At 62.3% G+C, this 23,667-nt stretch carries 19 protein-coding genes and 1 pseudogene; 4 read left to right on the top strand and 16 right to left on the bottom strand.

Going from position 1 to position 23,667, the window contains the following annotated elements; genetic code table 11:
• Positions 1-177 precede the first annotated feature (177 nt).
• On the top strand, positions 178-1,059 hold the full coding sequence (locus OVA00_RS22475; RefSeq protein WP_034806435.1) for a DMT family transporter: 882 nt from the start codon (positions 178-180) through the stop codon (positions 1,057-1,059).
• Positions 1,060-1,184: 125 nt separating this feature from the next.
• Positions 1,185-3,001, top strand: a pseudogene (locus tag OVA00_RS40065) (methyl-accepting chemotaxis protein).
• A gap of 43 nt (positions 3,002-3,044) precedes the next feature.
• Here OVA00_RS40065 and OVA00_RS22460 read toward each other — a convergent pair.
• From OVA00_RS22460 to tolQ, 14 genes are all read right to left on the bottom strand, one after another.
• A complete protein-coding gene (locus OVA00_RS22460; protein WP_268089633.1) occupies positions 3,045-3,551 on the bottom strand; it encodes a GNAT family N-acetyltransferase in 507 nt (168 codons plus the stop codon).
• Positions 3,552-3,670: 119 nt separating this feature from the next.
• Positions 3,671-5,266 (bottom strand): phosphoglycerate dehydrogenase, encoded by a 1,596-nt coding sequence (gene serA / locus OVA00_RS22455; RefSeq protein ID WP_034806426.1) that lies wholly within the window; start codon positions 5,264-5,266, stop codon positions 3,671-3,673.
• 132 nt (positions 5,267-5,398) lie between these two features.
• Entirely contained in the window at positions 5,399-6,577 is a 1,179-nt protein-coding gene (locus tag OVA00_RS22450) for a phosphoserine transaminase (RefSeq protein ID WP_034806423.1), read from the bottom strand.
• A gap of 252 nt (positions 6,578-6,829) precedes the next feature.
• A complete protein-coding gene (locus OVA00_RS22445) occupies positions 6,830-7,663 on the bottom strand; it encodes an outer membrane protein (RefSeq protein WP_268089632.1) in 834 nt (277 codons plus the stop codon).
• Between the two features lie 188 nt (positions 7,664-7,851).
• Positions 7,852-8,676 (bottom strand): outer membrane protein, encoded by an 825-nt coding sequence (locus tag OVA00_RS22440; protein WP_060581121.1) that lies wholly within the window; start codon positions 8,674-8,676, stop codon positions 7,852-7,854.
• 382 nt (positions 8,677-9,058) lie between these two features.
• A complete protein-coding gene (gene glmM, locus OVA00_RS22435) occupies positions 9,059-10,411 on the bottom strand; it encodes a phosphoglucosamine mutase (protein ID WP_112985586.1) in 1,353 nt (450 codons plus the stop codon).
• 316 nt (positions 10,412-10,727) lie between these two features.
• Positions 10,728-12,668, bottom strand: a complete 1,941-nt coding sequence (gene ftsH, locus OVA00_RS22430; protein ID WP_034806263.1) for an ATP-dependent zinc metalloprotease FtsH — start codon at positions 12,666-12,668, stop codon at positions 10,728-10,730.
• A gap of 100 nt (positions 12,669-12,768) precedes the next feature.
• Positions 12,769-14,109 carry a tRNA lysidine(34) synthetase TilS gene (gene tilS, locus OVA00_RS22425; RefSeq protein ID WP_089044518.1) on the bottom strand — a complete coding sequence of 447 codons (1,341 nt, stop codon included), beginning with the start codon at positions 14,107-14,109 and terminating at the stop codon, positions 12,769-12,771.
• Positions 14,099-15,127: a tol-pal system protein YbgF gene (ybgF, locus tag OVA00_RS22420; RefSeq protein ID WP_034806258.1), complete on the bottom strand. Its 1,029-nt coding sequence runs from the start codon at positions 15,125-15,127 to the stop codon at positions 14,099-14,101. Before ybgF ends, tilS begins: the two co-directional genes overlap by 11 nt.
• Positions 15,128-15,390: 263 nt before the next feature.
• Positions 15,391-15,924 (bottom strand): peptidoglycan-associated lipoprotein Pal, encoded by a 534-nt coding sequence (gene pal / locus OVA00_RS22415; RefSeq protein ID WP_034806256.1) that lies wholly within the window; start codon positions 15,922-15,924, stop codon positions 15,391-15,393.
• 297 nt (positions 15,925-16,221) lie between these two features.
• Complete coding sequence (tolB, locus tag OVA00_RS22410; protein WP_034806253.1) at positions 16,222-17,535, bottom strand: Tol-Pal system beta propeller repeat protein TolB; 1,314 nt, start codon at positions 17,533-17,535, stop codon at positions 16,222-16,224.
• 79 nt (positions 17,536-17,614) lie between these two features.
• Positions 17,615-18,694 (bottom strand): hypothetical protein, encoded by a 1,080-nt coding sequence (locus tag OVA00_RS22405; RefSeq protein WP_034806249.1) that lies wholly within the window; start codon positions 18,692-18,694, stop codon positions 17,615-17,617.
• A 9-nt stretch (positions 18,695-18,703) separates the two neighbouring features.
• Positions 18,704-19,156, bottom strand: a complete 453-nt coding sequence (gene tolR, locus OVA00_RS22400; RefSeq protein WP_034806246.1) for a protein TolR — start codon at positions 19,154-19,156, stop codon at positions 18,704-18,706.
• Positions 19,157-19,183: 27 nt separating this feature from the next.
• Positions 19,184-19,906 carry a protein TolQ gene (gene tolQ / locus OVA00_RS22395; protein WP_034806243.1) on the bottom strand — a complete coding sequence of 241 codons (723 nt, stop codon included), beginning with the start codon at positions 19,904-19,906 and terminating at the stop codon, positions 19,184-19,186.
• A 294-nt stretch (positions 19,907-20,200) separates the two neighbouring features.
• Here tolQ and OVA00_RS22390 point away from each other — a divergent pair, with 294 nt between their 5' ends.
• Together OVA00_RS22390 and ligD are read left to right on the top strand one after the other, a co-directional pair.
• Complete coding sequence (locus OVA00_RS22390; RefSeq protein ID WP_113553913.1) at positions 20,201-20,512, top strand: hypothetical protein; 312 nt, start codon at positions 20,201-20,203, stop codon at positions 20,510-20,512.
• Entirely contained in the window at positions 20,512-22,137 is a 1,626-nt protein-coding gene (gene ligD, locus OVA00_RS22385; protein WP_268089631.1) for a non-homologous end-joining DNA ligase, read from the top strand. The genes OVA00_RS22390 and ligD overlap by 1 nt, the downstream gene beginning before the upstream one ends.
• Here ligD and OVA00_RS22380 read toward each other — a convergent pair.
• Entirely contained in the window at positions 22,134-23,027 is an 894-nt protein-coding gene (locus OVA00_RS22380) for a haloalkane dehalogenase (RefSeq protein WP_113135985.1), read from the bottom strand. The two genes, ligD and OVA00_RS22380, sit on opposite strands and share 4 nt — an antisense overlap.
• Complete coding sequence (locus OVA00_RS22375) at positions 23,020-23,616, bottom strand: TetR/AcrR family transcriptional regulator (protein ID WP_034806234.1); 597 nt, start codon at positions 23,614-23,616, stop codon at positions 23,020-23,022. The genes OVA00_RS22380 and OVA00_RS22375 overlap by 8 nt, the downstream gene beginning before the upstream one ends.
• Between the last annotated feature and the right edge of the window lie 51 nt (positions 23,617-23,667).

The following is a 23,667-nucleotide window of genomic DNA, read 5'->3' as shown; positions in this document are numbered from 1 at the left end:
CGAGGCTGCGCTGTTCTCAAACCCGCGCATCTATACTGTGTTGTAATCTGGAAAGCGACCCCGTTATGTCGGGCGTTCCGCCCTTTTTGCATGACAAGGCCGGGATATAGAGCCTATATCTTCCGCTCTCCCGCCATCGCGACAGCCGGTCGCCATCCCCATGCAGGTCTGACCATCGTGAATTCCAGGGCCTACTTCTATCTGTGCATCACCGCTCTCTTCTGGGGCGGCAACTCCGTCGCCGGAAAGATGGCCGTTGGCCATGTGAGCCCAATGATGCTGACGACCCTGCGCTGGGTCTTCGCGCTCATCGTCATCCTGGTGCTGATGACGCCGCAGATCCGCCGCGACTGGGACAAGATCCGCAAGCACTGGCTGCAACTTCTTGCCTATGGCGCGATCGGCTTCACCACCTTCAATGCCCTGCTCTACTCGGCGCTCAAATATACGAGCGCCATCAATGCCGTCATTCTGCAGGCCGGCATCCCGATGCTGATCTTTCTCTTCAACTTCGTGCTCTTCCGCACCAAGGCGTCGATCGCCCAAGTGATCGGCTTTACCGTCACCCTCGTCGGCGTGCTGGTGACGGCGGCCCATGGCGACGTCACCAGCCTGCTGTCGCTCGAATTCAACTTCGGCGATGCGCTGATGATCGCGGCCTGCATCGTTTATGCCGGCTACACCGTGGCGCTGCGCTACAAGCCGACCATGCACTGGCAGAGCTTCATCGCCGCCCCCGCCTTCGGCGCGCTGTTGAGCGCCATCCCGCTGTTGTTCTGGGAGATCGGCACAGGCACGGCGATAGTCCCAGATACCACGGGCTGGGTCATCGTTCTCTATGCCGCGATCTTCCCGTCGCTGATGTCGCAGGTGCTTTATGTGCGCGGTGTCGAGATGATCGGCGCCAACCGCGCCGGCCTGTTCATCAACGCCATTCCCGTTTTCGGCACGCTGCTGTCGGTGATGCTGATCGGCGAGACCTTCCACCTCTTCCACCTCGTCGCCCTGCTCTTGGTGCTCGGCGGGATCGCGATCGCCGAAAAAGGTCGCCCGCGCTAGAGAAGTCTCGCGCCTGCCGGGCAAGTTTCGGGCGATGCAATCGCTAGAACTCGGGAGGCGACTTAAGGCTTGATTAGCAGATGGGTGTTTCTGTCGCCGCCAGGATTTTCCTTGGGGCTAAGGCAGTGAAAAATATTAGAATTTCGACACGTATCTACTTATTGACGGCGATGGCGCTGGTCTTCATGGCAGCCGCCATGGCCTACAAGACTCAAGTCGCCAACTCGGAAGTCAGCGACGAGCGCCGGCAGATGCTGCGCAACGTCACCGAAGCGGCGATCTCGACGATCGCAAGCTTCGAGGAGCAGGAGCGCAATGGCACGCTCTCGCATGAGGAAGCCCAGAGCCGCGCTATTTCCGCCGTTATGGCCATGCGCTTCGGCCAGGACGGCTACTTCTTCATCAACGGCTTCGACGGCATGATGATCGCCCACCCGCTCGCCAAGAAGCTCGTCGGCACCGACGTGCGCGGCCTCAAGGATACCAACGGCAAAGCCTTTAACGTCGAGCTCATCGCGTTGGCGCAGAACCCCGGCACCGGCATCGTCAACTACTATTGGGACAAGCCCGGCCATGAGGAGCCGGTCGAGAAGTACTCCTACATTCAGGGCTTCAAGCCCTGGGGTTGGGGCGTCGGCACCGGCGTCTATGCCGACGATCTCGCCGCCAAGTACAATGCATCTCTGCTGATGACGATCATCACCACGGCGATCGCCGCGATCGCGACGCTTGCTGCCGCCATGGCGATCGGCCGCTCGATCAGCCGGTACCGATCAACCGGCTGAAAGACGTGATGCTCGAAGTATCGAACAACGACACCCGTTCGGAAGTTCCGGATACCGACCGCCGCGACGAGATCGGCCACATGGCCGATGCCCTCGTCGTGTTGCGCGCCTCGGTGATCGAACGCAACGCGCTTGAAGTTCGCCAGCGCGAACAGCAGGTGGCGCTCGACGGCGAGCGCAGCGCCAACGAGGAAATGCAGCAGGCGACCGCCCGCGTGCAGGCCCATGTCGTCAGCACGATCGGCGGTGCGCTCGAGCGGCTGGCGAGCGGCGACCTGACGACCCATGTGCCGGATCTCGGCGCCGACTACGAAAAGCTGCGCCAGGACTTCAACACCGCCGTCGCCGCACTTCGCTCGACGGTGAGCGCGATCGCCGATTCCACCTCAGTTGTCACCGGCAATGCCAATGAGATCAGCAGGGCAGCCAACGACCTGTCGCAGCGCACCGAGCAGCAGGCAGCGTCGCTCGAAGAAACCGCAGCCGCCCTCGACGAGATCACCTCAGCAGTTCAGAACTCCACCAACCGCGCCGAGGAGGCGACCCGCATGGTCGCGGAGGCCCGCAAGGGTGCGGCCACCTCGAGCGAGGTCGTTCGCGACGCAATCACCGCCATGGGCCGCATCGAAAACTCGTCTTCGAAGATCGGCGAGATCATCGGCGTCATCGACGACATCGCCTTCCAGACGAACCTCCTGGCGCTGAACGCCGGTGTCGAGGCGGCACGCGCCGGTGATGCCGGCAAGGGCTTTGCCGTCGTCGCGCAGGAGGTGCGGGAACTGGCGCAGCGTTCGGCAACGGCGGCCAAGGAGATCAAGGGGCTCATTACCGCGTCGGGCGTCGAGGTTTCGGCCGGCGTGCGTCTGGTCGAGGCGACCGGCTCGGCGCTCGGCGACATCGAGCGGCGGGTCAACGAGATCAACGACCGCATCGTCGCCATTGCGACGGCCGCCCGCGAACAGTCGGTCGGGCTGCGGGAGATCAACACCGCCGTCAACCAGATGGACCAGATGACCCAGCAGAACGCCGCCATGGTCGAGCAGACCTCGGCCGCAAGCCAGGCGCTCGCCGGCGAAAGCAACGTGCTATCCGGCCGGCTTGCCCAGTTCACGGTCGAGGAGAAAACGTGGCGGCCCTCGGCGCAGCGGGCGGCCTGATCCAGCACAAAACGAAAATGGCGCCAATCGGCGCCATTTTCCTTCAGAGGAGATGCCGCTCCATATAGAGCGCATCATCGCCATAACTTGAAAGCTTCTGCACCAGCCGTTCGTCCATCCGAACCTCGAAGCCCTGTCGCTCCCAGAAGCGGCGGGATCCGTTGACGGAAACGAGCGACATCGACCGGAACCCTTCCGTCCGTGCAACATCGGCAAGCATCGGCAACACGCCGCCCCCTGCCCCGGAGCCACGCATTTCGGGCAGAAGGGCGAGGTCATGGATGTACCAGGTATCGGCAGTCTCAGGGATTTCGCCAAGCATGCTATTCAGCGACGGCGGCGCACCGCGAAGCCAGGGGTGGCTCAACACATAGCCGCGCGACAGGCCCTTTGAGTCCAGCATGAAACAACCGGCAGGGCTGAGCGCGATGCGGTCGGCGAGCACGGCGTCATCCTCGGGAAAGGCCTGGTGAACCACGAGCTGGATCTCCGATACGGATGCGAGGTCGGGCAGGCTTGCCTCACGCCAGCGGAATGTCATTTCGGTCATATCTCGTCACATGCGTTCGAAACAGGAAAACGCACCGGCGGTCGGCCGGTGCGTCCTCGATATGTCCCGTGAGTGGGTCGGCAAAGTGGCAGACCGTGCTGCCACTTGCTGGGCTGGTATCAATCGATGTTGAAGACCAGCGGCTTTGCCTGGCGAATTGCCGGATTGGCACGCAGCTTGTCAAGCACGGCCTCGGAAACAGCGCCATCGACGTAGAGCAGCGCGATCGCGTCACCGGCTTCCTTCTCGCGGCCGAGCTGGAAGTTCGCGATGTTGACGCCCGCATCGCCGAGCGTCATGCCGATGAAGCCGATCATGCCGGGAACGTCGGTGTTGGTGATGTAGACCATGTGGTTGCCGACATCCGCATCGAGGTTGATGCCCTTGATCTGGATGAAACGCGGCTTGCCGTCCGAGAACACCGTGCCGGCGACCGAACGTGTCTGGTTCGCCGTCTTCACCGTCAGCTTGATGTAGCCGTCGAAGACGCCGGTCTTGTCACGCTTGACCTCGGACAGGATGATGCCCTTTTCCTTGATCATGACCGGCGCCGAAACCATGTTGACGTCGGCGACCTGCGGCCGGATCAGACCGGCAAGCACGGCACTCGTCAGCGCCTTGGTGTTCATGCCGGCGGTCGAGCCGTCATAGAGGATCTCGATTTCCTTGATCGCGCTTTCGGTCACCTGACCGACGAAGGCGCCGAGAACATCGGCAAGCCGGATGAACGGCTTCAGGATCGGTGCTTCCTCAGCGGTGATCGACGGCATGTTGATGGCGTTGGAGACCGCACCCTTGACCAGATAGTCCGACATCTGTTCGGCCACCTGCAGCGCGACGTTCTCCTGGGCTTCCGTGGTCGAAGCGCCGAGATGCGGCGTGCAGACGACGTTCGGCAGGCCGAAGAGCGGGCTTTCCGTTGCGGGTTCGACCTCGAAAACATCGAAACCGGCGCCGGCTACATGGCCCGACTTGATCGCTTCGGCAAGCGCCTTCTCGTCGACCAGACCACCACGGGCGCAGTTGACGATGCGCACGCCCGGCTTGGCCTTGGCAAGCGCTTCGGCGCTCAGGATGTTGCGGGTCTTGTCGGTCAGCGGCACGTGCAGGGTGATGAAGTCAGCCTGGGCGAGCAGTTCGTCGAGTTCGACCTTGGTGACGCCCATTTCTTCGGCACGCTCCTTGGAGAGGAACGGGTCGTAGGCAAGCACATGCATCTTCAGGCCGATGGCGCGCGAGCAGACGATCGAGCCGATGTTGCCGGCGCCGATGACGCCGAGCGTCTTGCCGGTGATTTCGACACCCATGAAGCGGGACTTCTCCCACTTGCCGGCCTGCGTCGAGGTGTCGGCGGCCGGAAGCTGGCGGGCAACGGCAAAGAGCAGCGCAATCGCGTGTTCGGCGGTCGTGATCGAGTTGCCGAAGGGCGTGTTCATCACGATGATACCGCGGCGCGAAGCGGCCGGGATGTCGACATTGTCGACGCCGATGCCGGCGCGGCCGATGACCTTGAGGTTGGTCGCAGCGGCGATCAGCTTTTCCGTCGCCTTGGTGGCGGAACGGATGGCAAGACCGTCATAGTTACCGATGATTTCGGCGAGCTTGTCCTTGTCCTTGCCGAGCTTCGGCTGGAAATCGACTTCGACGCCGCGGTCGCGGAAGATCTGGACGGCGGTTTCCGACAGTTCGTCGGATACGAGAACACGAGGTGCCATGGGAGGCCTCCTTAAAGATCAGGTCTGAATGGGAATGCGGGTAGCCAGGCCTCGCTCCCATGGGGAGCGAAGCGGATCACTCAAATCAGTGTGAGATGCGGGCGAAGTTCATTGTCCTCACCCTTTGTCCGATCAGGCCGCGGCCTGTGCCAGCGTTGCCTTCTGGCTCTCGAAAGCCCAGGTTAGCCATGGCATCAGCGCCGTCATGTCGGCGGCCTCGATCGTGGCGCCGGCCCAGATGCGAAGACCGGACGGGGCATCGCGGTAATGGCCGATGTCGAAGGCGACGCCTTCCTTTTCGAGGAGCGCAACCACGCCCTTGGCAAAGGCCGCCTGTCCGTCGGCGTCGAGCGCGAGCACGTCCTTGTCGACGATCTTCAAGCAGACCGAGGTGTTGGAGCGGGTCTCGTCCTTGACCGCCAGGTTTGCGATCCAATCGTTGGCGGCGACGAAATCGAAGATTGCCTGCGCATTGGCATCAGCCCGGGCCATCAGGCCCTTGAGCCCGCCGACCTGCTGCGCCCAAAGCAGCGCATCGATGTAATCTTCGACGCAAAGCATCGACGGCGTGTTGATGGTTTCGCCGGTAAAGATGCCTTCAATCAGCTTTCCGCCCGAGGTCATGCGGAAGATCTTCGGCAGCGGCCAGGCCGGCACGTAGGTCAGCAGCCGTTCGACGGCGCGCGGCGACAGGATGATGACGCCATGGGCGCCCTCGCCGCCAAGAACCTTCTGCCAGGAGAAAGTGACGACGTCGAGCTTGGCGAAATCGAGGTTCTGCGCGAAGGCGGCCGAGGTCGCATCGCAGATCGTCAGGCCCTTGCGGTCAGCCGGGATGAAGTCGCCGTTGGGCACACGCACGCCCGAGGTCGTGCCGTTCCAGGTGAAGACCACGTCGCGGTCGAAATCGACCTTCGAAAGGTCGGGAAGTTCGCCGTAACCGGCTTCGAACTTGCGTACGTCGGCGAGCTTCAGCTGCTTGACCACGTCGGTCACCCAGCCGGCGCCAAAGCTTTCCCAAGCGACCATGTCGACGCCGCGCGGACCGAGCAGCGACCAGAGCGCCATTTCGACGGCGCCGGTGTCGGAAGCGGGCACGATACCGATACGGTAGTCGGCCGGCACTTCAAGAATGTCACGGGTAAGATCGATGGCCTGCTTCAGCTTCGTCTTGCCGATCTTGGCGCGGTGCGAACGACCGAGCGGAGCATCGGAGAGAGCGTCGAGCGTCCAACCGGGGCGCTTCGAGCAAGGGCCAGAAGAGAAATGGGTATTGTTCGGACGGAGGTCCGGCTGTGCAGGCTTTGCCATGTGCTATCCTTCCAGATAGATAGCCCTTCGTTGGGGAAGGGTGTCCCGCCGTCGTCGATATTGGCGGCGGGATCGGAAGTCAAGCGCTTTGTCGCAATCGACAAAATTAATGGCGTCGCGGGCAACATATGAAAAGACAGGCGGCCACCGCCGAACGATTGTTGCCAGGCAACGCCTTCATGTGGGCAACAGGTTGAATCTCTTAGGGAAAGAACGCAGCGAACCTGCTCGACTTTCCCGCGGCCGATGGCGCTAGAACGAGAAGCGCAGGCCCGCTCGGATTTCGTGACGGGAAAGACCGTCGTCAAAGCCCTTGTCGCCACGTGCGCCCGCAAGCGCCTCAGTGCCGAAGCCGAACATCTCGCCGTCGGCGATATGGGAGTAGCGGTAGCCGACATCGAGCTTCAGCTGATCGCTGAGGTCGTAGGAAACGCCAGCCATCAGCGCATAGGTGAACCGCCAGCTGTCGCGCCCCTCGTAAGAGGTGGAGCCGGCCGCTCCGGCGCAGGCGCCGCCACCGGCAACGCAGGTCACCTTTTCAACCGCCGTATCCCAGTTGAGACGCGTCGCGCCGAGACCGGCGCCAACGTAGGGGGTAAAGCCGGCGAGCGTGCCGAAGTCGACATAGGCGTTCGCCATCAGGCCGAGAGCGGAATAGTCGGCCCCGGTCGAAAACGCGCAGGATGTTCCCGCCCCTTGCCCCGCGCACGGGCTTGCCGATGAGGATGAACCGTTGAACCGGCCCTCGAAATACTCCGCCGTCAGGTCAGCGCGGAACGTGTCGGTAAACTGGTAGCCGACGCCAAGCGACCCGGAAAACGGCTTGTCGAAACGGGCGTTGTCGAAGGTGGTGCTGTCGTAGGTCGACGTGCCCGCATCGAAGGTCCGGTAATAGGGATCGCCTTCGCTACGCCAAGGCGCATAGCCGATATCGCCGCGCAGATAGATCGCACTCGCGCCAGCCGATTCTTTTTCGATGGTGATCTCCGGCGCATTCAGGAGATCCTCATCGGCAGCGAATGCCGCGCCGGAAAGGAGCAGGCCGGCACCAAAAGCGGCCCCGCAGAACCCGTTTCGCCAATCCATGCCCATGCCCTTTCACCACTGCTATCGGTGCGGGATGGCGCACTGCCGTCACCGCTTCGTTCAGCGTTAACTATTGGCAGCGACTGGTTAACCCCCGGTTAACCATGCCTGTTAGGAAACAAGCAAAGAATGGCGGCAGCGAAAAAGGCCACCCGAAGGTGGCCTTTTGTATCATCTGGTCTGGCCGATCACTTGTAGACGATCGGCTCCGGCTCGTAGGGCACTTCGCAGACACTGCCGAACGAGTAGCGCAGACCAGCGCGCGCCTCGTGGATGTAGAAGCCCTCGTCGGAGCCCGGACCGCCACCGTTGGCGTAGCCGAACATGTCGCCATCGTCGACCTGGCGGAAGCGGTAGCCGACGTCGGCTTTGAGATTGCAGGTGAGGTCGATGGCAGTACCGGCCATCAGCGCATAGGTGAAGCGCCACTTGCTCTCGCCGTCATGACCGGTCGTCGGGTCGCATTGGCTGGGATCGGCGATGCTGCAGCTGGTGTTGCGCAGCTTGTCCCACTTGACGTGGGTGGCACCGATACCGGCACCGACGTAAGGCGTGAAGGCGCCGTAGGTGCCGATGTCGACATAGGCATTGGCCATCAGGCTCCAGGCGGAAACGGAGGTGACGTCACGCGACCGGCAAGGACCGACCACGCTGCCGCAGTTGCCCAAAGTCGAGCCAGTGAAGTCGGCGCCGCCCCAGTAGTCGGCCGTGATGTCGGCGCGCAGATAGTTGTTGAACTGGTAACCGACACCAACGCCGGCGACCCAGGAATCATCGATATCGGCCGTTTCGAAACTGGTGATGGAGCCGCCGGGGCCCCCTTGGTAGTAGTTCGCGCCGCGCAGATTGTTCCAGGCGTAACCGACATCGCCGCGCAGGTACCAGCCGCTGGTCTGGATGACTTCGACCGGCTGTTCCGGCACCGGCTCGATAGGCGGTTGATAGACATCCGCAGCAAGAGCTGCCGTGCCGCTGAGCAAGATCGCAACAACGCCACTCAAAATTCTCTTCATGGCCCACTCCAATAGATTCCGTTGCTTGGATCACCGTGAAAGCGGTGCCCAAATCCCGTTGTTGTTGTGGATAATGAGGAGCAAAGGTTAAGTTCCGATTAACTACAAACGTTTACCGCGTTTGTTAAGGAATCGGCATATTCTTGTAGTTGTCGTGCAGTTTACTGCCTGCTGCCCGAGATCACATAAGGTAGAGCTAAATAGAACGGCAGAACAACACTCTCTTTTGTCGTGATGGTTGCAGGTTCTGTTCCCCAGCGGAGTTCTAACGGGAAAATGGCCCGGACTGCAGCGACACTACCGGGCAAAAGCAACAGGCAACGGGAAAAAAAAGAGGCCGGCGCTTCGCACCGGCCCTGGAGGGAAGTCGATTGGTACCGGCTTAGGCGGCGTTGCGCACGCTGCCGATGACATTGACCAGTTCGTCGACGATGCGCTCGACCTGGCCGCGATCGTCGCCTTCCGCCATCACGCGGATAAGCGGCTCCGTGCCGGACGGGCGGATCAGCAGACGACCGGATTTCGCAAGCTCCGCTTCCGCGTCCGCAATCGCCTGGCGCACGGTCGCGTCTTCAAGCGGCTTGCCGGCCGAAATGCGCACGTTCTTCAGCACCTGCGGCACTGGCTCGAAGCGGTGGCAGATCTCGCTCACCGTCTTGCCCTGACGCTTGATCACCGCAAGGATCTGTAGGGCCGCAACAAGACCGTCGCCGGTGGTGCCGAAATCGGAAAGCACGATATGCCCCGACTGTTCGCCGCCGACGTTCAGTCCGTCCTGGCGCATCTGCTCGACGACATAGCGGTCGCCGACCTTGGTGCGGCGCAGGTCGATGCCGCGCCCTTTAAGGTAACGCTCGAGACCGAGATTGGACATCACGGTCGCCGCAACGGCACCGCCGCGCAGCATGCCGTCCTCGGCCCAACTGTCGGCAATGACGGCCATCAGTTGATCGCCATCGATGACGGTACCGTTCTCGTCGACGATCAGCACGCGGTCGGCGTCGCCGTCGAGCGCGATGCCGATATCGGCGCGCACTTCATGGACCTTCTTGGAAAGAGCAGCCGGATGCGTCGAGCCGCAGTCGAGGTTGATGTTGAGGCCGTTCGGCTCCGTACCAATGGTAACGACTTCGGCACCCAGTTCCCAAAGGGCGGTCGGCGCCACCTTGTAGGCCGCGCCATTGGCGCAATCCACGGCGATCCTCAGGCCCTGCAGCGTGACATCGCGCGGCAGCGTGCGCTTGGCATGTTCGAGATAGCGATAGATGTCGCCATCGACGCGCTTCGCGCGGCCGATGTCTTCCGACTTCGCCAGCTGGCCCGAGAGATCCTGGTCGAGCAACGCCTCGATCTTCTGTTCGATGTCGTCGGAGAGCTTGTAGCCATCGGGGCCGAACAGCTTGATGCCATTGTCCTGGAAGGGATTGTGGGACGCCGAAATCATCACGCCGATATCGGCGCGCAGCGAGCGGGTGAGCATGGCCACACCCGGCGTCGGGATCGGCCCGAGCAGGAAGACGTCGAGACCGGCCGCGGTGAAGCCCGCCACCATCGCGTTTTCGAGCATGTAGCCGGAAAGACGCGTGTCCTTGCCGATCACCACCCGGTGGCGATGGGCGCCATTGCGAAAGATCGTACCGACGGCGATGCCGACCCGCATCGCCAGATCCGGCGTCATCGGAAACATATTGGACTGGCCGCGAATACCGTCGGTGCCGAAATACTTGCGCTTCATAAGAGCTCCATCGTTCTGCCGGGTCAGCGCTGGCTTTGCCAGTTTCGCCTGTCTGCGGGGTGCGCGACTGGGTTTCATTGACCGGACCTCATTTCATATCGGCGGTTGCCGTACGCCTCCGATCGTCGTGCCCACCAATGGCCATGCGATCGCAACACATGAGTCTTCTTTGACACAAAAGCGCAGCAAACGGCAGCGAGCCTAGCATCAGAAATCATTACATCCCGTTACCAAATGCCAGGTGCAAAATCGCCAACGAAAAACCGCCGCTCCAATCAAGGAACGGCGGCTTCAATACATGGCCGACAGCTGTCGGCTATTGCGGCTGTGGCTCGAACCCGCCTTCGGACTCTTCGCCCTTGCCCGCCGAGCCTTCCTTCTTGGCACCGGCCGAGGGAACGGCCGAGCCACGATGCGGCGGCGTGTCGTCGCCGAGATCACGTGCCGGCTTCTCTCCGCGGATCAGCGCCTTGATTTCTTCGCCGGTCAGCGTTTCGTATTCGAGCAGCCCTTCGGCAAGCGCCACGAACTCGTGGTTCTTCTCCGTCAGGATTTTGCGGGCGGTCTCGTATGCCTCATCGATCAGACGACGGATTTCGTTGTCGATCTTCTGGGCGGTCGCTTCCGACACGTTCTTCTGCTGAGCAACGGAGTGGCCGAGGAAGACTTCCTGCTGGTTCTCGCCATAGGAAACCTGGCCGAGCTGGTCGGAGAAGCCCCATTGCGTCACCATCGCACGGGCAAGCTTGGTGGCCTGCTCGATATCCGAGGACGCGCCCGAAGTGATGTTCTCTTTGCCGAAGGTCAGTTCTTCGGCGACGCGTCCACCCATCATGATGGCAAGACGCGAGACCATCCACTTGTAGCTCATCGAGTAGCGGTCGCCTTCCGGCAGCTGCATGACCATGCCGAGCGCGCGACCGCGCGGGATGATCGTCGCCTTGTGCAGCGGATCGGCCGAGGGAACGTTGAGCGCGAGGATCGCGTGACCGGCTTCGTGATAGGCGGTCAGCTTCTTCTCGGCCTCGGTCATCGCCGACGAACGACGCTCCGCGCCCATCATGATCTTGTCCTTGGCATCCTCGAACTCGAGCATGGTGACAAGACGCTTGTTGCGACGGGCGGCCATCAGGGCGGCCTCGTTGACGAGGTTCATGAGGTCGGCACCGGAGAAGCCTGGCGTACCACGGGCGAGCACCTTGAGGTCGACGTTCGGCGCCAGCGGCACGTTGCGCACATGAACCTTGAGGATGCGTTCGCGGCCGTTGATATCCGGGTTTGGCACGACGACCTGGCGGTCGAAGCGGCCCGGACGCAGCAATGCCGGGTCGAGAACGTCAGGACGGTTGGTCGCGGCGATCAGGATGATGCCTTCGTTGGCTTCAAAGCCGTCCATCTCGACCAGCAACTGGTTGAGCGTCTGTTCGCGCTCGTCGTTGCCGCCGCCGAGACCGGCGCCGCGATGACGACCGACAGCGTCGATTTCGTCGATGAAGATGATGCAGGGCGCATTCTTCTTGGCCTGTTCGAACATGTCGCGCACACGGCTGGCGCCGACGCCGACGAACATTTCAACGAAGTCCGAACCGGAGATCGTGAAGAACGGCACGTTGGCTTCGCCGGCAACCGAGCGGGCCAGCAGCGTCTTACCGGTACCGGGAGGACCGACGAGCAGCACGCCGCGCGGAATGCGACCGCCGAGGCGCTGGAACTTCTGCGGGTCGCGCAGGAATTCGACGATTTCTTCCAGGTCCTGCTTGGCTTCGTCGACGCCGGCGACGTCGTCAAAGGTGACGCGGCCATGCGCTTCGGTCAGAAGCTTGGCCTTGGACTTGCCAAAACCCATCGCTCCACGCGAGCCGCCCTGCATCTGGCGCATGAAGAACAGCCAGACGCCGAGGATCAGAAGCATCGGAAGCAGGGTACCGATATAGCTGAGGAACCCGGACGAACCGTCGGTTTCCGGGCGAACCGTGACCGTCACGTCCTTGGCTTCGAGGCGCTCGGTCAGCGCCGTATCGACTGATGGCGCGTAGGTCTGGAAGGTTGCGCCGCTTTCGGAATAGCTGCCGATCACTTTCGAGCCGGTGATCACGACTTCCTTGACGCGGCTCGCATCCACGTCCTTGAGGAATTGCGAGAACGGAATCTCGCGCGAGCCGGTGCGCTCCGTCGGCTGTTGGAACATGCTGAACAGCGCGATCAGCAGAAGCGCTATGATTGCCCAAAGGGCAAGATTACGAAAATTAGGGTTCATCGAACTCCCCGGAACCTGTCACGACCCGCGCATTTCGCGAGCCGCTGTCTTGCTCCCTAACATAGGGTTCTGGTGACGTATTGCCAAGGCAAACCGCCGGCTAGCGTTCCATTTCTGTCAATAGATCGTGAACCGGCGGCGGAGGATAAGGCTCTCGTCCGAACAATCCGGCGATCCGATCGGCCATGATCCGGTCGAAACCCGGCAAAAAGGTGTCGTAGAGCCCGATCCGCGGCTCGATTGTGATGGATGCGACACTTTCGCCGTTCTCAGACAGGACCCTCGGCGCCGTAAGCGATGCACGACCGGCAACGCCCGGTGGCAAGCCTGCGGCAATAAGTCTCTGCTGTTGTGGCCCGCCTCGGCCCTCTGCCGCGACGGAGATGGGCGCGCTTCCGCCATTTCGCACATGGAAGCGGCCATCCCATGTTGCGGTCTCGCCGCCTGCAAGCGTCAAAGTCGTCAGGCCCCGCGCCTCGCGATAGAGGTAGAGCCCGCTTGCGCGGCGGTCGAACACGCATCTTCCGGCCGTCATCCTACCGAGCGTTGTCTCTCGCAGAAACGCCGCCACCCGCTTCACCGTATCTGCGGCGGGGATATGCGCGCGGCCGCCGACCACGGCCACCAGCGCGAGCAGCGCCCGCTGCCAATCGACGTTGTCGCGATGGTCGTCGAGAGCAAGCGGGATTTCCACCACCAGGCCTGCATGCACGCGCACATGGCGGGTGATGAAGGCGGCAGCCCTTGCCGACGACCGGGCCCTGGCTCCAGCATCCCATACACCCTCTTCCGCCCGCGGTGATTGCGCCAGTTCGGCCCGGACGCGGACCCGCTCGAAGGTCGGGTTGGCGTTGCTCGGATCATCGAACCAGGTCACGTCGCGCGTCGCGAGAAAGGCACGGATCAACGCTCGGTCTAGGTCGAGGAACGGCCGCAGCACCCAGATCCGGCGGTCATAGAGGGTGGCACTCGCCATGCCGGAAGCGCCCGGCCCCTGCGCCCTTTGCATCCGCATCAGGATCGTTTCGCGCTGGTCGTCGCTGGTGTGGCCGGTGACGATACAGCCGGCCTCAAGCCGCTCGGCGGCATCCGCCAGTAGCCGATAGCGCGCCTCGCGCGCCGCCGCCTGAATGCCGGTCAGCGGTTTAGGGCCATCCCAACGCTTGATGAGGTGCGGAACGCCGATGCTTGCGCAGAACGCGGCAACGCCTTGCGCTTCCGCAGCCGATTCCGGCCGCAGGGCGTGATCGACCGTACATGCGGCCAGGGAAAATCTGTTGGGGTCGCTTGCCTCGATCGCCTCGTTCAGGGCGAGAAGCAAACCCTTGGAATCGCTCCCGCCGGAGACGGCAACGAGGATACGCGTCGGGCGAAGACAGGAGGCGAGAAATCGTTTTGCCGTTTCGACAACGGCTGTCGGCGCTGGAGCCTCAGCAGCCAAAGCGGCTCTGCTCGCTCGTCACCTTCGCCTTCACCGCAGGCGAGGCCTTGGGATAGCGCTTGTTGACCTCGCCCAGCGTCGCGCAGGCGGTTTCCTTGTTGTCGAGCGCACCGAGCGACATGCCGAGTTTCAACAGCATTTCGGGCGCCTTCGGCGATTTGCCGTGGGCCTGATGTGCGTTCAGGAAGGTCTTGGCGGCGTCGCTGTATTTGCCTTGCGAATATTGGGCTTCACCCAGCCAGAAGCTGGCATCGGCCGCCTTGTCGCCCTTCGGAAACGCGGCCAGGTAGTCGCCGAATTCCTGCTCGGCAGTGCTGTAGTCGCCCGAAAGGACATGACCGTAGGCCGACTGGTAGAGGTCGCCGGGATTGTCGAGCGATGCAGTCTGCTGGCTGCCGGGATTGCTGTTCAAGCCGCCGTCGGCCGGTGCGCCGGAATCGACGCCGGGAAGCGTGGCGTTTGCGCCCGGCCGCCCATCCGTCGTCGCTGCGACCGGATTGCCGTTCTCGTCGAACACGATCTGTCCGAGTGTCGACGGCGGGGCCGCGCCGTTGCCGCCCTGGCTTGCTCCGGGCGAAACGCCCGAAGACGCCATGTCGTTGCCGCCGGCTGCGGGCGCCATGGTCTGGCTATCCGTCACCCCCGGGGTGACGGACGCCTGATCGCTGGTTTTCGGCGTCTGCAGAGCGCCGCTCTTCTTGGGGGAGGCCTTGCCGCTTTCCAGATCCTGGAAGCGGAACTCGTTGTCCTCCTGGAACTTCCGGATCTGCTCCTGCATCTGCAAGAGCTGGAAGCTCATTTCCTCGATACGCCCGTTAAGCGAGCGGATCTGTTCTTCGAGCTGGCCAATCCGTGCGGTTTCGGCCGACTGCACCTTTACGACGGGCAGGTTCTGCGCGCCGCTGTTGGTCTCAGTCGTTCGGGCCAGCAGCCCTGAAAGAGGCATGGCGTTCGCCGTCTGGCCGAGACCCGCAAGGGTCGCAAGACCGATCAGGCCCGCCACGACAAATTTCTTCATTTCATTTGTCCTGTTCGAATACCGGTTGTCCCACCCTTGACCAGGGGCCCGCAATACATCTCGCCGAGTCATCTGGGTGATTGCCGCACAGTTTTCCAATTGCCCTGAAAAAGCAACGGAGTTCGGCCAAAGTGTGGTAAAAAAGCAAAGGGCGGCCAAGGGCCGCCCTTTTAATTTAGCGATCTGTGATCTCCGGAACACGCAACGCCTCCTGGGATCAAGTCGTGATTCCGGGCCACGCGATGCGCGCGGCCGCGGCATCATTACATGCCGGCGCCACCGAGAACGGTAACGGCGCGGCGGTTCTGCGACCAGCAGGAAATGTCGTCGCAAACGGCGACCGGCTTTTCCTTGCCGTAGGAGATCGTCTTCATGCGGTTCGACGGAACGCCCTGGCTGATCAGGTAGTCGCGGGTCGAGGCCGCACGGCGGGCGCCGAGCGCCAGGTTGTACTCGCGCGTGCCGCGTTCGTCGGCATGGCCTTCGATGGTGATCGCGTAGTTCGGGTACTTGGCAAGCCACTGGGCCTGACGAGCGAGCGTCTGCTGCGCGTCGGCGCGGATAGAGGTGGAGTCGGTGTCAAAGAAGATGCGATCGCCGACATTGACGGTGAAGTCCTGCTGCGAGCCCGGCGTTGCCGAACCGGCGCCACCGAGACCGAGTTCGCCAGCGCTGCCCGGCAGGTTCTTCTTCGATGCACAGCCAGCCAGGGCAAGCGTCATGACCAGGGCGATCATGACCGGGTTGCGAGCGATGGTCTGCATGCGGCCTGCGGCCGGGGTGTCAATTCGGCTCATACGCCGGTCTCCTTGAGAAGTGTCTGAATTCACGGTTGCCAGACTGTAACCGGAAGCGGTTAATCGCTATTCAACAGTTATGGTTAACAAATCGATAATTTCGGCTCGGGCCCTGCTAGACCAGCACTTTGCGGCGAGAAAGCGGCATCATTGCCACATTTTCCCGCCGCAAATCGGATCAGCCTGCAGCGGGATCAGGAAAAAAGGAGGCGGCTTTCCGCCGGCCTCCCGCCCTTAAGCGGACGAGAGGGCGATCACGTTACTGGCTTTGGATCGGGCGACCCAAAGCCACGTGAACTACTCGAGCAGCGGCGACCAGGCCGGGTCGGATGCGAAGCCCTGCGTCTGGATCAGTTGCTCGTTGTAACCCGACAGATCGATCGAATAGAGCTGCGGTCCGCCGGAACCGGCACCCTGGCGGAAGAACATCAGGACACGGCCGTTCGGCGCCCAGGTCGGGCCTTCGTTGTGGAAGCCGGTGGTCAGGATACGTTCGCCCGAACCGTCGGTCTTCATCACGCCGATCGAGAACTTGCCGCCCGACTGCTTGGTGAAGGCGATGAGGTCGCCACGCGGAGACCAGACCGGCGTCGAATAGGAGCCGTCGCCGAAGGAGATGCGGCGCTGGCCGGAGCCGTCGGCACCCATGACGTAGATCTGCTGGCGGCCACCGCGGTCGCTTTCAAAGGCGATCTGGCTGCCATCCGGCGAATAGGACGGGGCGGTATCGATCGCGGCGGTGTTGGTCAGGCGCGTCGTGGTCCGCGAGCGCAGGTCCATTGTGTAGATGTTGGCGTTGCCGTCCTGCTGCAGGCTCATGATGACCCGCTGGCCATCCGGCGAGAAGCGCGGCGAGAAGGTCATGCCGGGGAAGTTGCCGACGACCTCGCGCTGTCCGGTTTCCAGCTGCAGCAGGTAGACGCGCGGCTGCTGGTTTTCGAACGACATGTAGGTGACTTCCTGCCGGTTCGGCGAGAAGCGCGGCGTCAGAACGATGTCGTTGGAATTGGTGAGCGCACGGGCGTTGAAGCCGTCCTGGTCCATGATGGCGAGCTGACGCTTGCGTGCCGTCTTCGGGCCGCTTTCGGCGACATAGACGATGCGGGTGTCGAAGTAGCCCTTTTCACCGGTGACGCTCTGATAGATGGCGTCGGCGATGATGTGGGCCACGCGGCGCCAGTTTTCCGGCTGGGTGAAGAACTGCTGGCCGGTCATCTGCTTGTTACCGAACGTATCCCACAGGCGGAACTCGGCCTTCAGCCTGCCGTCGCCTTCCTGCGTCACGCGGCCGGTGACGAGCGCCTGCGCGTTGATGACCTTCCAGTCCTCGAAACGCGGCGTCGCATCCGGATTGCTGATCTTCTCGATGAACGCTCCCTTGTTGATCGGCGCGAACAGGCCCGAACGCTTCAGGTCCGCCGCAACCACGTCCGAAATCTTCTGGCCGAGTTCGCCCTGGAGAAAGTCCGTGACAGCGATCGGCAGCGGTTCGACGTTGCCCTTGTTGATGTTGATTTCAACTTCAGCATTTGCCGGTGTCACCGCCGCCACGACGGCGGCTAACATGCCCGCGGCCACCATCAGGGCGCGGAAAAGAGAGACCTTGATCATAGGGACAAGCCTTTCAGCTTCGTACGAAGGGTTTGCAGGGGTGGTTTGCTATCCGGCATGGGTTCCAATCCCGGCAGCTCTAGAGTGCGAATTCCGAGGGGTCGAAATTCAGCACGAGGGTATTCCATCCTTTTTCGCCCTCATATTTTTCAGGCGGCAGGTTCTGTAGCGGGGCCGAACGGCGGATCGCGCGCAAGGTGCTGCTTTCAACGGCACGGCGCGTACCTTCCGGACCGCCGGTTGCGGTAACCTCGGGTGTGCCGACGATATTGCCGGCGGGATCCAGCTGCACGCGCACCGTGACACGCACTTCCTCAACGCCGGTCAGGCCTGGCGTCAGCGACCAGTTGCCCTGGATCTGGCCCTTGACGCCATCGATCTCGTTGGCGCTCAAGCCCACACCAATGGTTTTCTTGCCGCCGAGCGCCGCTTCCTGTGTCGAGCGCTTGGCACCACCGGCGGAGGGATCCTGCCGGTTGAGAAGGGCGGCGATCTCGTCGGCGTTGAACTTGCTTTCCTCGGTGGAGGCAGCTTTCTTCTGTTCCTTCGGCGTCGCCTCGTTCTTGCGGTCTGGCGTCTTGGCGCTCTGGGCGGGCTTTTCGACCTTCGGCTTTGCCGCCGGCGTCGGCACCTTCTCAGGCAGCGCTTCGGCTTCCGGGTTCTCGGCCGGCTTTTCCTCGGCGGGTGCCGGCTCCGGCTTCGTCTCCGGCTTCACTTCCTGCTTCGGTTCGGGCAGAGCGGCAACTTCGGTCGCAGGTTCGGAGGCGGGCTTGGATTCCTCGACCTTCTTGATCTCTTGCTCGACCGGATCGGGCGTCGGCTCGGGCTTCTCGTTCTTTTCCGGAGAGGCCGTGGCTTCGCTCTTCGACGGCTTGGCGTTCGGCGTCGGCGGCGTCTTCAGGTCGGTATCGTTGTCGCCGATGTTTTCGGCAGGCTGGTTGGTCTCCGGCCGCTTGGTCGGAACCGGCGACGAGGTCTCCTTCTTCGGCGCCTTCTTGTCGCCCTGCTGAACCTGCGTCATCTCCGAATAGGGAACGATGTCGACAGGCAAAGCCTCGACGTCGGCGACCTGGAAGTCAGCCGGGCTGCCAAGCGACACCAGCGCCCAGGTCAAGACCATGGCGTGGAGGACAGCAGATGTAGCGAGACTGCCCTTCATCGTGGACGATCACTTTTCCTGTTCTTGCAGCGTGACAAGGCCGAGGTTCTTGAAACCGGCGGCCGAGATGCGGGCCATGACCTTCATGACCGTGCCGTAGTCGGCATTGGTGTCACCGCGCACATAGATGCGCTCGTTGTAGCCGGTGGTGGCGATCGCCTCGAGCTTCGGCACCACTTCGTCGATGGCGATCGCGGTTTCCTGCAGGTAGATCTCGCCTGCCGGGTTGACCGAGACAGTGATCGGCTGCGTATCGGAATTGAGCGCCTTTGCCTGCGTTTCCGGCAGATCGATCGGCACGCCGACCGTCATCATCGGTGCTGCCACCATGAAGATGATCAGGAGCACGAGCATGACGTCGACGAACGGCGTCACGTTGATCTCGCTCATCATGGCTTTCTTGCCGCCGCGACGACGACGTCCGCCACCCGAACCCTTGGCTCCGCCAACCGACATACCCATCAGCGTGGTCTCCGTACTCTCTGGCGATTACTGCGCGGCCTGGCGCGGGTTCTGCAGCTTCTCGTCGATCTGCCGCGACAGGATGGCGGAGAATTCGTCGGCGAAAGCTTCCATGCGTGCCGACAGTTTGCCGGCGTCGGCCGAGAACTTGTTGTAGGCGATAACCGCGGGGATAGCGGCGAGCAGGCCGATCGCGGTGGCGAGCAGTGCTTCGGCGATACCGGGCGCCACGACCGCGAGGTTGGTCGACTTCGAACCGGCGATCGCCTGGAACGAGGTCATGATACCGACGACCGTACCGAAAAGGCCGATGAACGGGGCGGCCGAACCGATGGTCGCGAGCGAGCCGAGACGGGCTTCCAGCGATTCCGATTCCCGGGCGAGCGTCACGTCCATAGCGCGGTCGATACGCATCTGCAGGCCGATCGGCGAACGGGCGCCGCGCTCGAAGCTCTTCTTCCATTCGCGCATGGCGGACACGAAGATCGCACCCATGCCGGCCGTCTGGCGGTCGGCGAGCGTGCGGTAGAGTTCTTCCAGCGACTGGCCGGACCAGAACACCTGCTCGAAGCTGTCGAGCTGGCGGCGGACGCGGCCGTAGTTCAGCGTCTTGTCGACGACGATCGCCCAGGTCCAGACGGAGGCTGCGACCAGCCCCAGCATGACCAGCTTCACGACGAAGCCCGCTTGCATGAATAGCGACCAAAGGCTCACATCGTGTGTTGCCGCGGCCAATCCAACCTGTTCCATCGTCTTCAGTCCCCGAATCCAAACACCCGGCAAGAGCGGTTCATGCTCGTGACCGGGTAGCCCAAACGTCCTGTTTGCAAGAGTGCCCGGCACCGCCGCAGATCGCACCATCGCGACCTTAATTAGCTTTAGGTTGCCTTCTTGCCGTCAATTTTGGTCAAAGGATGACGTGCACTGCACAAATCCTGATGCGATGATTAAGACACCATTATGGTTAAGAGACCGTTACCGTTGTGTGTCTTTGCAGTATCACCCGGCGGTCGGAACTTAGCGTTGTCGAGTACGTTCCTAGGGATGGCCCACCGAACGACAAGACAACGAAGCGAAGGAGAGTCCTCACCGGATCTTGATCCCCGGGACCGATTGATCCTCGCCCTTTACGCCGAGCTCAAGGCCGAGCGGGAAACCCGCGCCGCCCTGGAGGACGCACTCGCCCACGGCGTCGTATCGCTGGAAATCCTCCAGGCCATCATCTCCGATCCGGTTCCCGTGGTGACCGAGGAGGACATTGTTCGCATCGAACGGGTCCTCGCCCGCGATGCGGCCCGGTCCGCAATTCTGGCTAAGGACGCGCCGACCGTCCGGGGTCTCCGTGGAGGCGGGTGATGGCGTCCCTTCGCAGCCCGCTTGCCGAATACAACAAACGCCGCAACTTCGGCGTGACGCGCGAACCAAAGGGCAAGCTTGGTCGCGGCCGGTCCGGCCGCATGCGCTTTCTCGTGCAGAAGCATGACGCCACCCGGCTCCACTACGACTTGCGGCTGGAATGGGACGGTGTCTTGAAGAGCTGGGCGGTCACCCGCGGACCAAGCCTCAATCCGGAAGACAAACGACTTGCCGTGAGAACCGAGGATCATCCGCTGGCCTATGGCGATTTCGAAGGAACAATCCCCGAAAAGCAATATGGCGGCGGCACCGTCATGTTATGGGACAGCGGCTGGTGGGAGCCGGAAAACGATCCGGACGAGGGCTTGCGCGACGGCAAGCTGACATTCCATCTTCACGGTCAGCGGATGCAAGGCGGGTGGGCATTGGTGCGGATGCGGTCACGCCCCGGTGAAAAGCGCGAGAACTGGCTGCTGATCAAGGAGGGTGACGAAATTGCAGCCGAGGATGGCGACGTTCTGCTGGAGGACCATCTGACGAGCGTCAGCACCGGCCGCACCATGGCCGAGATTGCCGATGGGAAGGGCGAACGCAAGAAGCATGTCTGGACCTCCAAGGGGGAGGACAAGGAGGCGAAGGCCGTGACAGTCAAAACATCCAAAACCGCAACGAAGCCCAAGGACAGAGCAGCAAAGCCGGCAAAGGCGAAGCAAGTCATGTCGGACGAAACCGTGCTTGGGGTGCGCATCACCCATCCGGATCGCGTCCTGTTTGCCGACCAGGGCATCAGCAAGCTCGATCTCGCCCGCTACTACGCCGTCGTCGCCGATCGCATATTGCCCCATGCGGCCGAGCGTCTCCTGTCGCTCGTGCGTGCGCCGCAGGGCGTGAAGGGTCCGCGCTTCTACCAGAAACATGCGAGCGACGGTTTTCCCGACGAGATCAAGGAAGTCCCCGTCGAGGAAAGCTCCGGCGAAACGGAAAACTACATGTATGTGCGCGACGCCAAGGGGTTGGTCGCTGCGGTCCAGATGGGCACGCTGGAGTTCCATATCTGGGGATCGCATGTCGACAAGCTGGAGATCCCCGATCGACTCGTCTTCGACCTTGATCCTGACGAGGGTCTCGACTTCGAGATGGTCAAGGGTGCGGCCGTGGCCTTGCGCGATGCGCTCGACGAGATCGGGCTGAAATCGGTTCCGATGGTCACGGGCGGTAAGGGCGTCCACGTCATCGTGCCGCTGACGGCCCGCGCCAGCTGGCCGGAAGCCAAGGCCTTCGCCAAGACCTTTGCGCAAGGTTTCGCCGATCGCGAACCGGACCGGTTCATCGCCACCATGTCGAAGGAAAAGCGCAAAGGACGCATCTTCATCGACTGGCTGAGAAATGAGCGCGGCGCGATCGCCATTGCCCCCTACTCGACCCGGGCGCGCGCTGACGGACCGGTGGCGACGCCCATCAACTGGGAAGAACTTGCCGATCTCAAGTCGGCCAACAGCTTCCACATCCCGGACATCCTCGAGCGGATCGAAAATGGCGCAGACCCCTGGCAGGATGTGTCCAAGATCAGGCAATCCCTGACCAAGACGATCCTGGGCAAAATCGGCGTGAACGAGGCTGACTAGGCCGCCGACGCCCCGCGCAATCCCTCGATCCACGAGCGTAATGCCGTCCCGATCGCGTGCGGATGATCCTCCTGCAGGTAGTGCGCGCCCGCGCCGAGTTTCACCAGGCGGCAATTCGCAAGCTCGTCGGCATAAGCTTCCGCCTCCGCCGGCGAGATGAGCGCACCAGGGTCGCCCGAGAACAATAGCTTGGGATATCCTGAGGCGCGAAGCGTGGCGTGATCTGCCGTACTGGTAGCGTAGAACTCAGAAGGCGCGCCCTCGATCGGCAGTTCACGCGGCAGGCGCAGCACGGGGCGGCGGGAAGATGGATTCGGAAACGGTGCCCGATAAGCAGCCATTTCCTCGTCGTTCAGTTGACGCAGGATCGCGTTCGGTACGACCCGTTCGATGAAGACGTTTTCCTCCAGGATCAGCCGCTCGCCGACGCCTTCAGTTCGGAACGCCCTGAACAGTTCGCGGGCCTGCGGCTTTTGATGAAACGCCTCATAAGTTTCAGCCGGCCGGATATATTCCATGAAGGCGAGGCCGAGCACCTTCTCCCGATTGAGTGCGGCAAAGTGGAAGGCAAGCGCTGTTCCCCAATCCTGCGCGACCAGGAAAAGTGGACCGGGGGCGACCTTTTCGATGAAGGCTTCGAGATAGCGGAACTGGTCGAGGAAGGTGTAGGCGATGTCGGGCTTGTCGGATTGGCCATAGCCGATCAGATCCGGTGCAACGCAGCGCCCGACCGGTGTCACATGCGGCAAGATGTTCCGCCAGATATAGGACGACGTCGGGTTGCCGTGGAGAAACAGGACCGTCGGTCCCGTGCCTTTTTCGATATAGGCCATCGACGATCCGAAAATGTCGACGAATGACTTGCCCGCTGCGAATGCCTCTTCACGCATGCTTCCCTCCATCAAACACGGTTGAAAAAACGATCGTCCTGAACGTTGCAAGCGGCGCCGGGCTGCGATCGACCTTCATGCGCAGCATGGCCCCCTGCCAGGCGCTGAGCAGGAAGTCGGCAAGCTCGGCCGCCGAGCCGAGCGGAGCGATTTCGCCCTTCTCCAGCCCTTCGGCGATGCAGGCCTCGAAGGGACCGCGCCAGGTCGCAAAGAGTTTCGACAGATGTGCCCTGAGCCGTTCATTGTCGAAGGAGGCTTCGAGGCTGAGATTGCCGATCATGCAGCCGCGGCTGTAGTCGGCGTCAGCCAGCTTGCCGGTGATGAGGTCGATGTAGCGACGCAACCGGTCGACTGAGCGCACGCTTCTGTCGCCAAGCGCCTCTTCCACGAGGCCCGAGACATAGGCGAAGTAGCGATCGAGCACCTCGATGACGAAGTCTTCCTTGGACGTGAAGTGATTGGTGAAGGACCCAGGACGGGCGCCCGCAGCCTCGACGATGTCGCGTACGCCGGTCCCGGCGTAGCCTGTGTTCCAGACGAGCTGATCGCCCGCCTTCAGAAGATTTTCGCGTATCGATTTTCTGGACATGGCGAAATAATACGTACGTACGTATTATTGTCAATGCACTGAATCGAATGC

The organism is Ensifer sp. SL37, from assembly GCF_026672675.1.
GTDB lineage: Bacteria > Pseudomonadota > Alphaproteobacteria > Rhizobiales > Rhizobiaceae > Ensifer > Ensifer adhaerens.
Note: the sequence above shows the minus strand (reverse complement) of the source record. Positions and strands in the feature narration are given on the sequence as shown.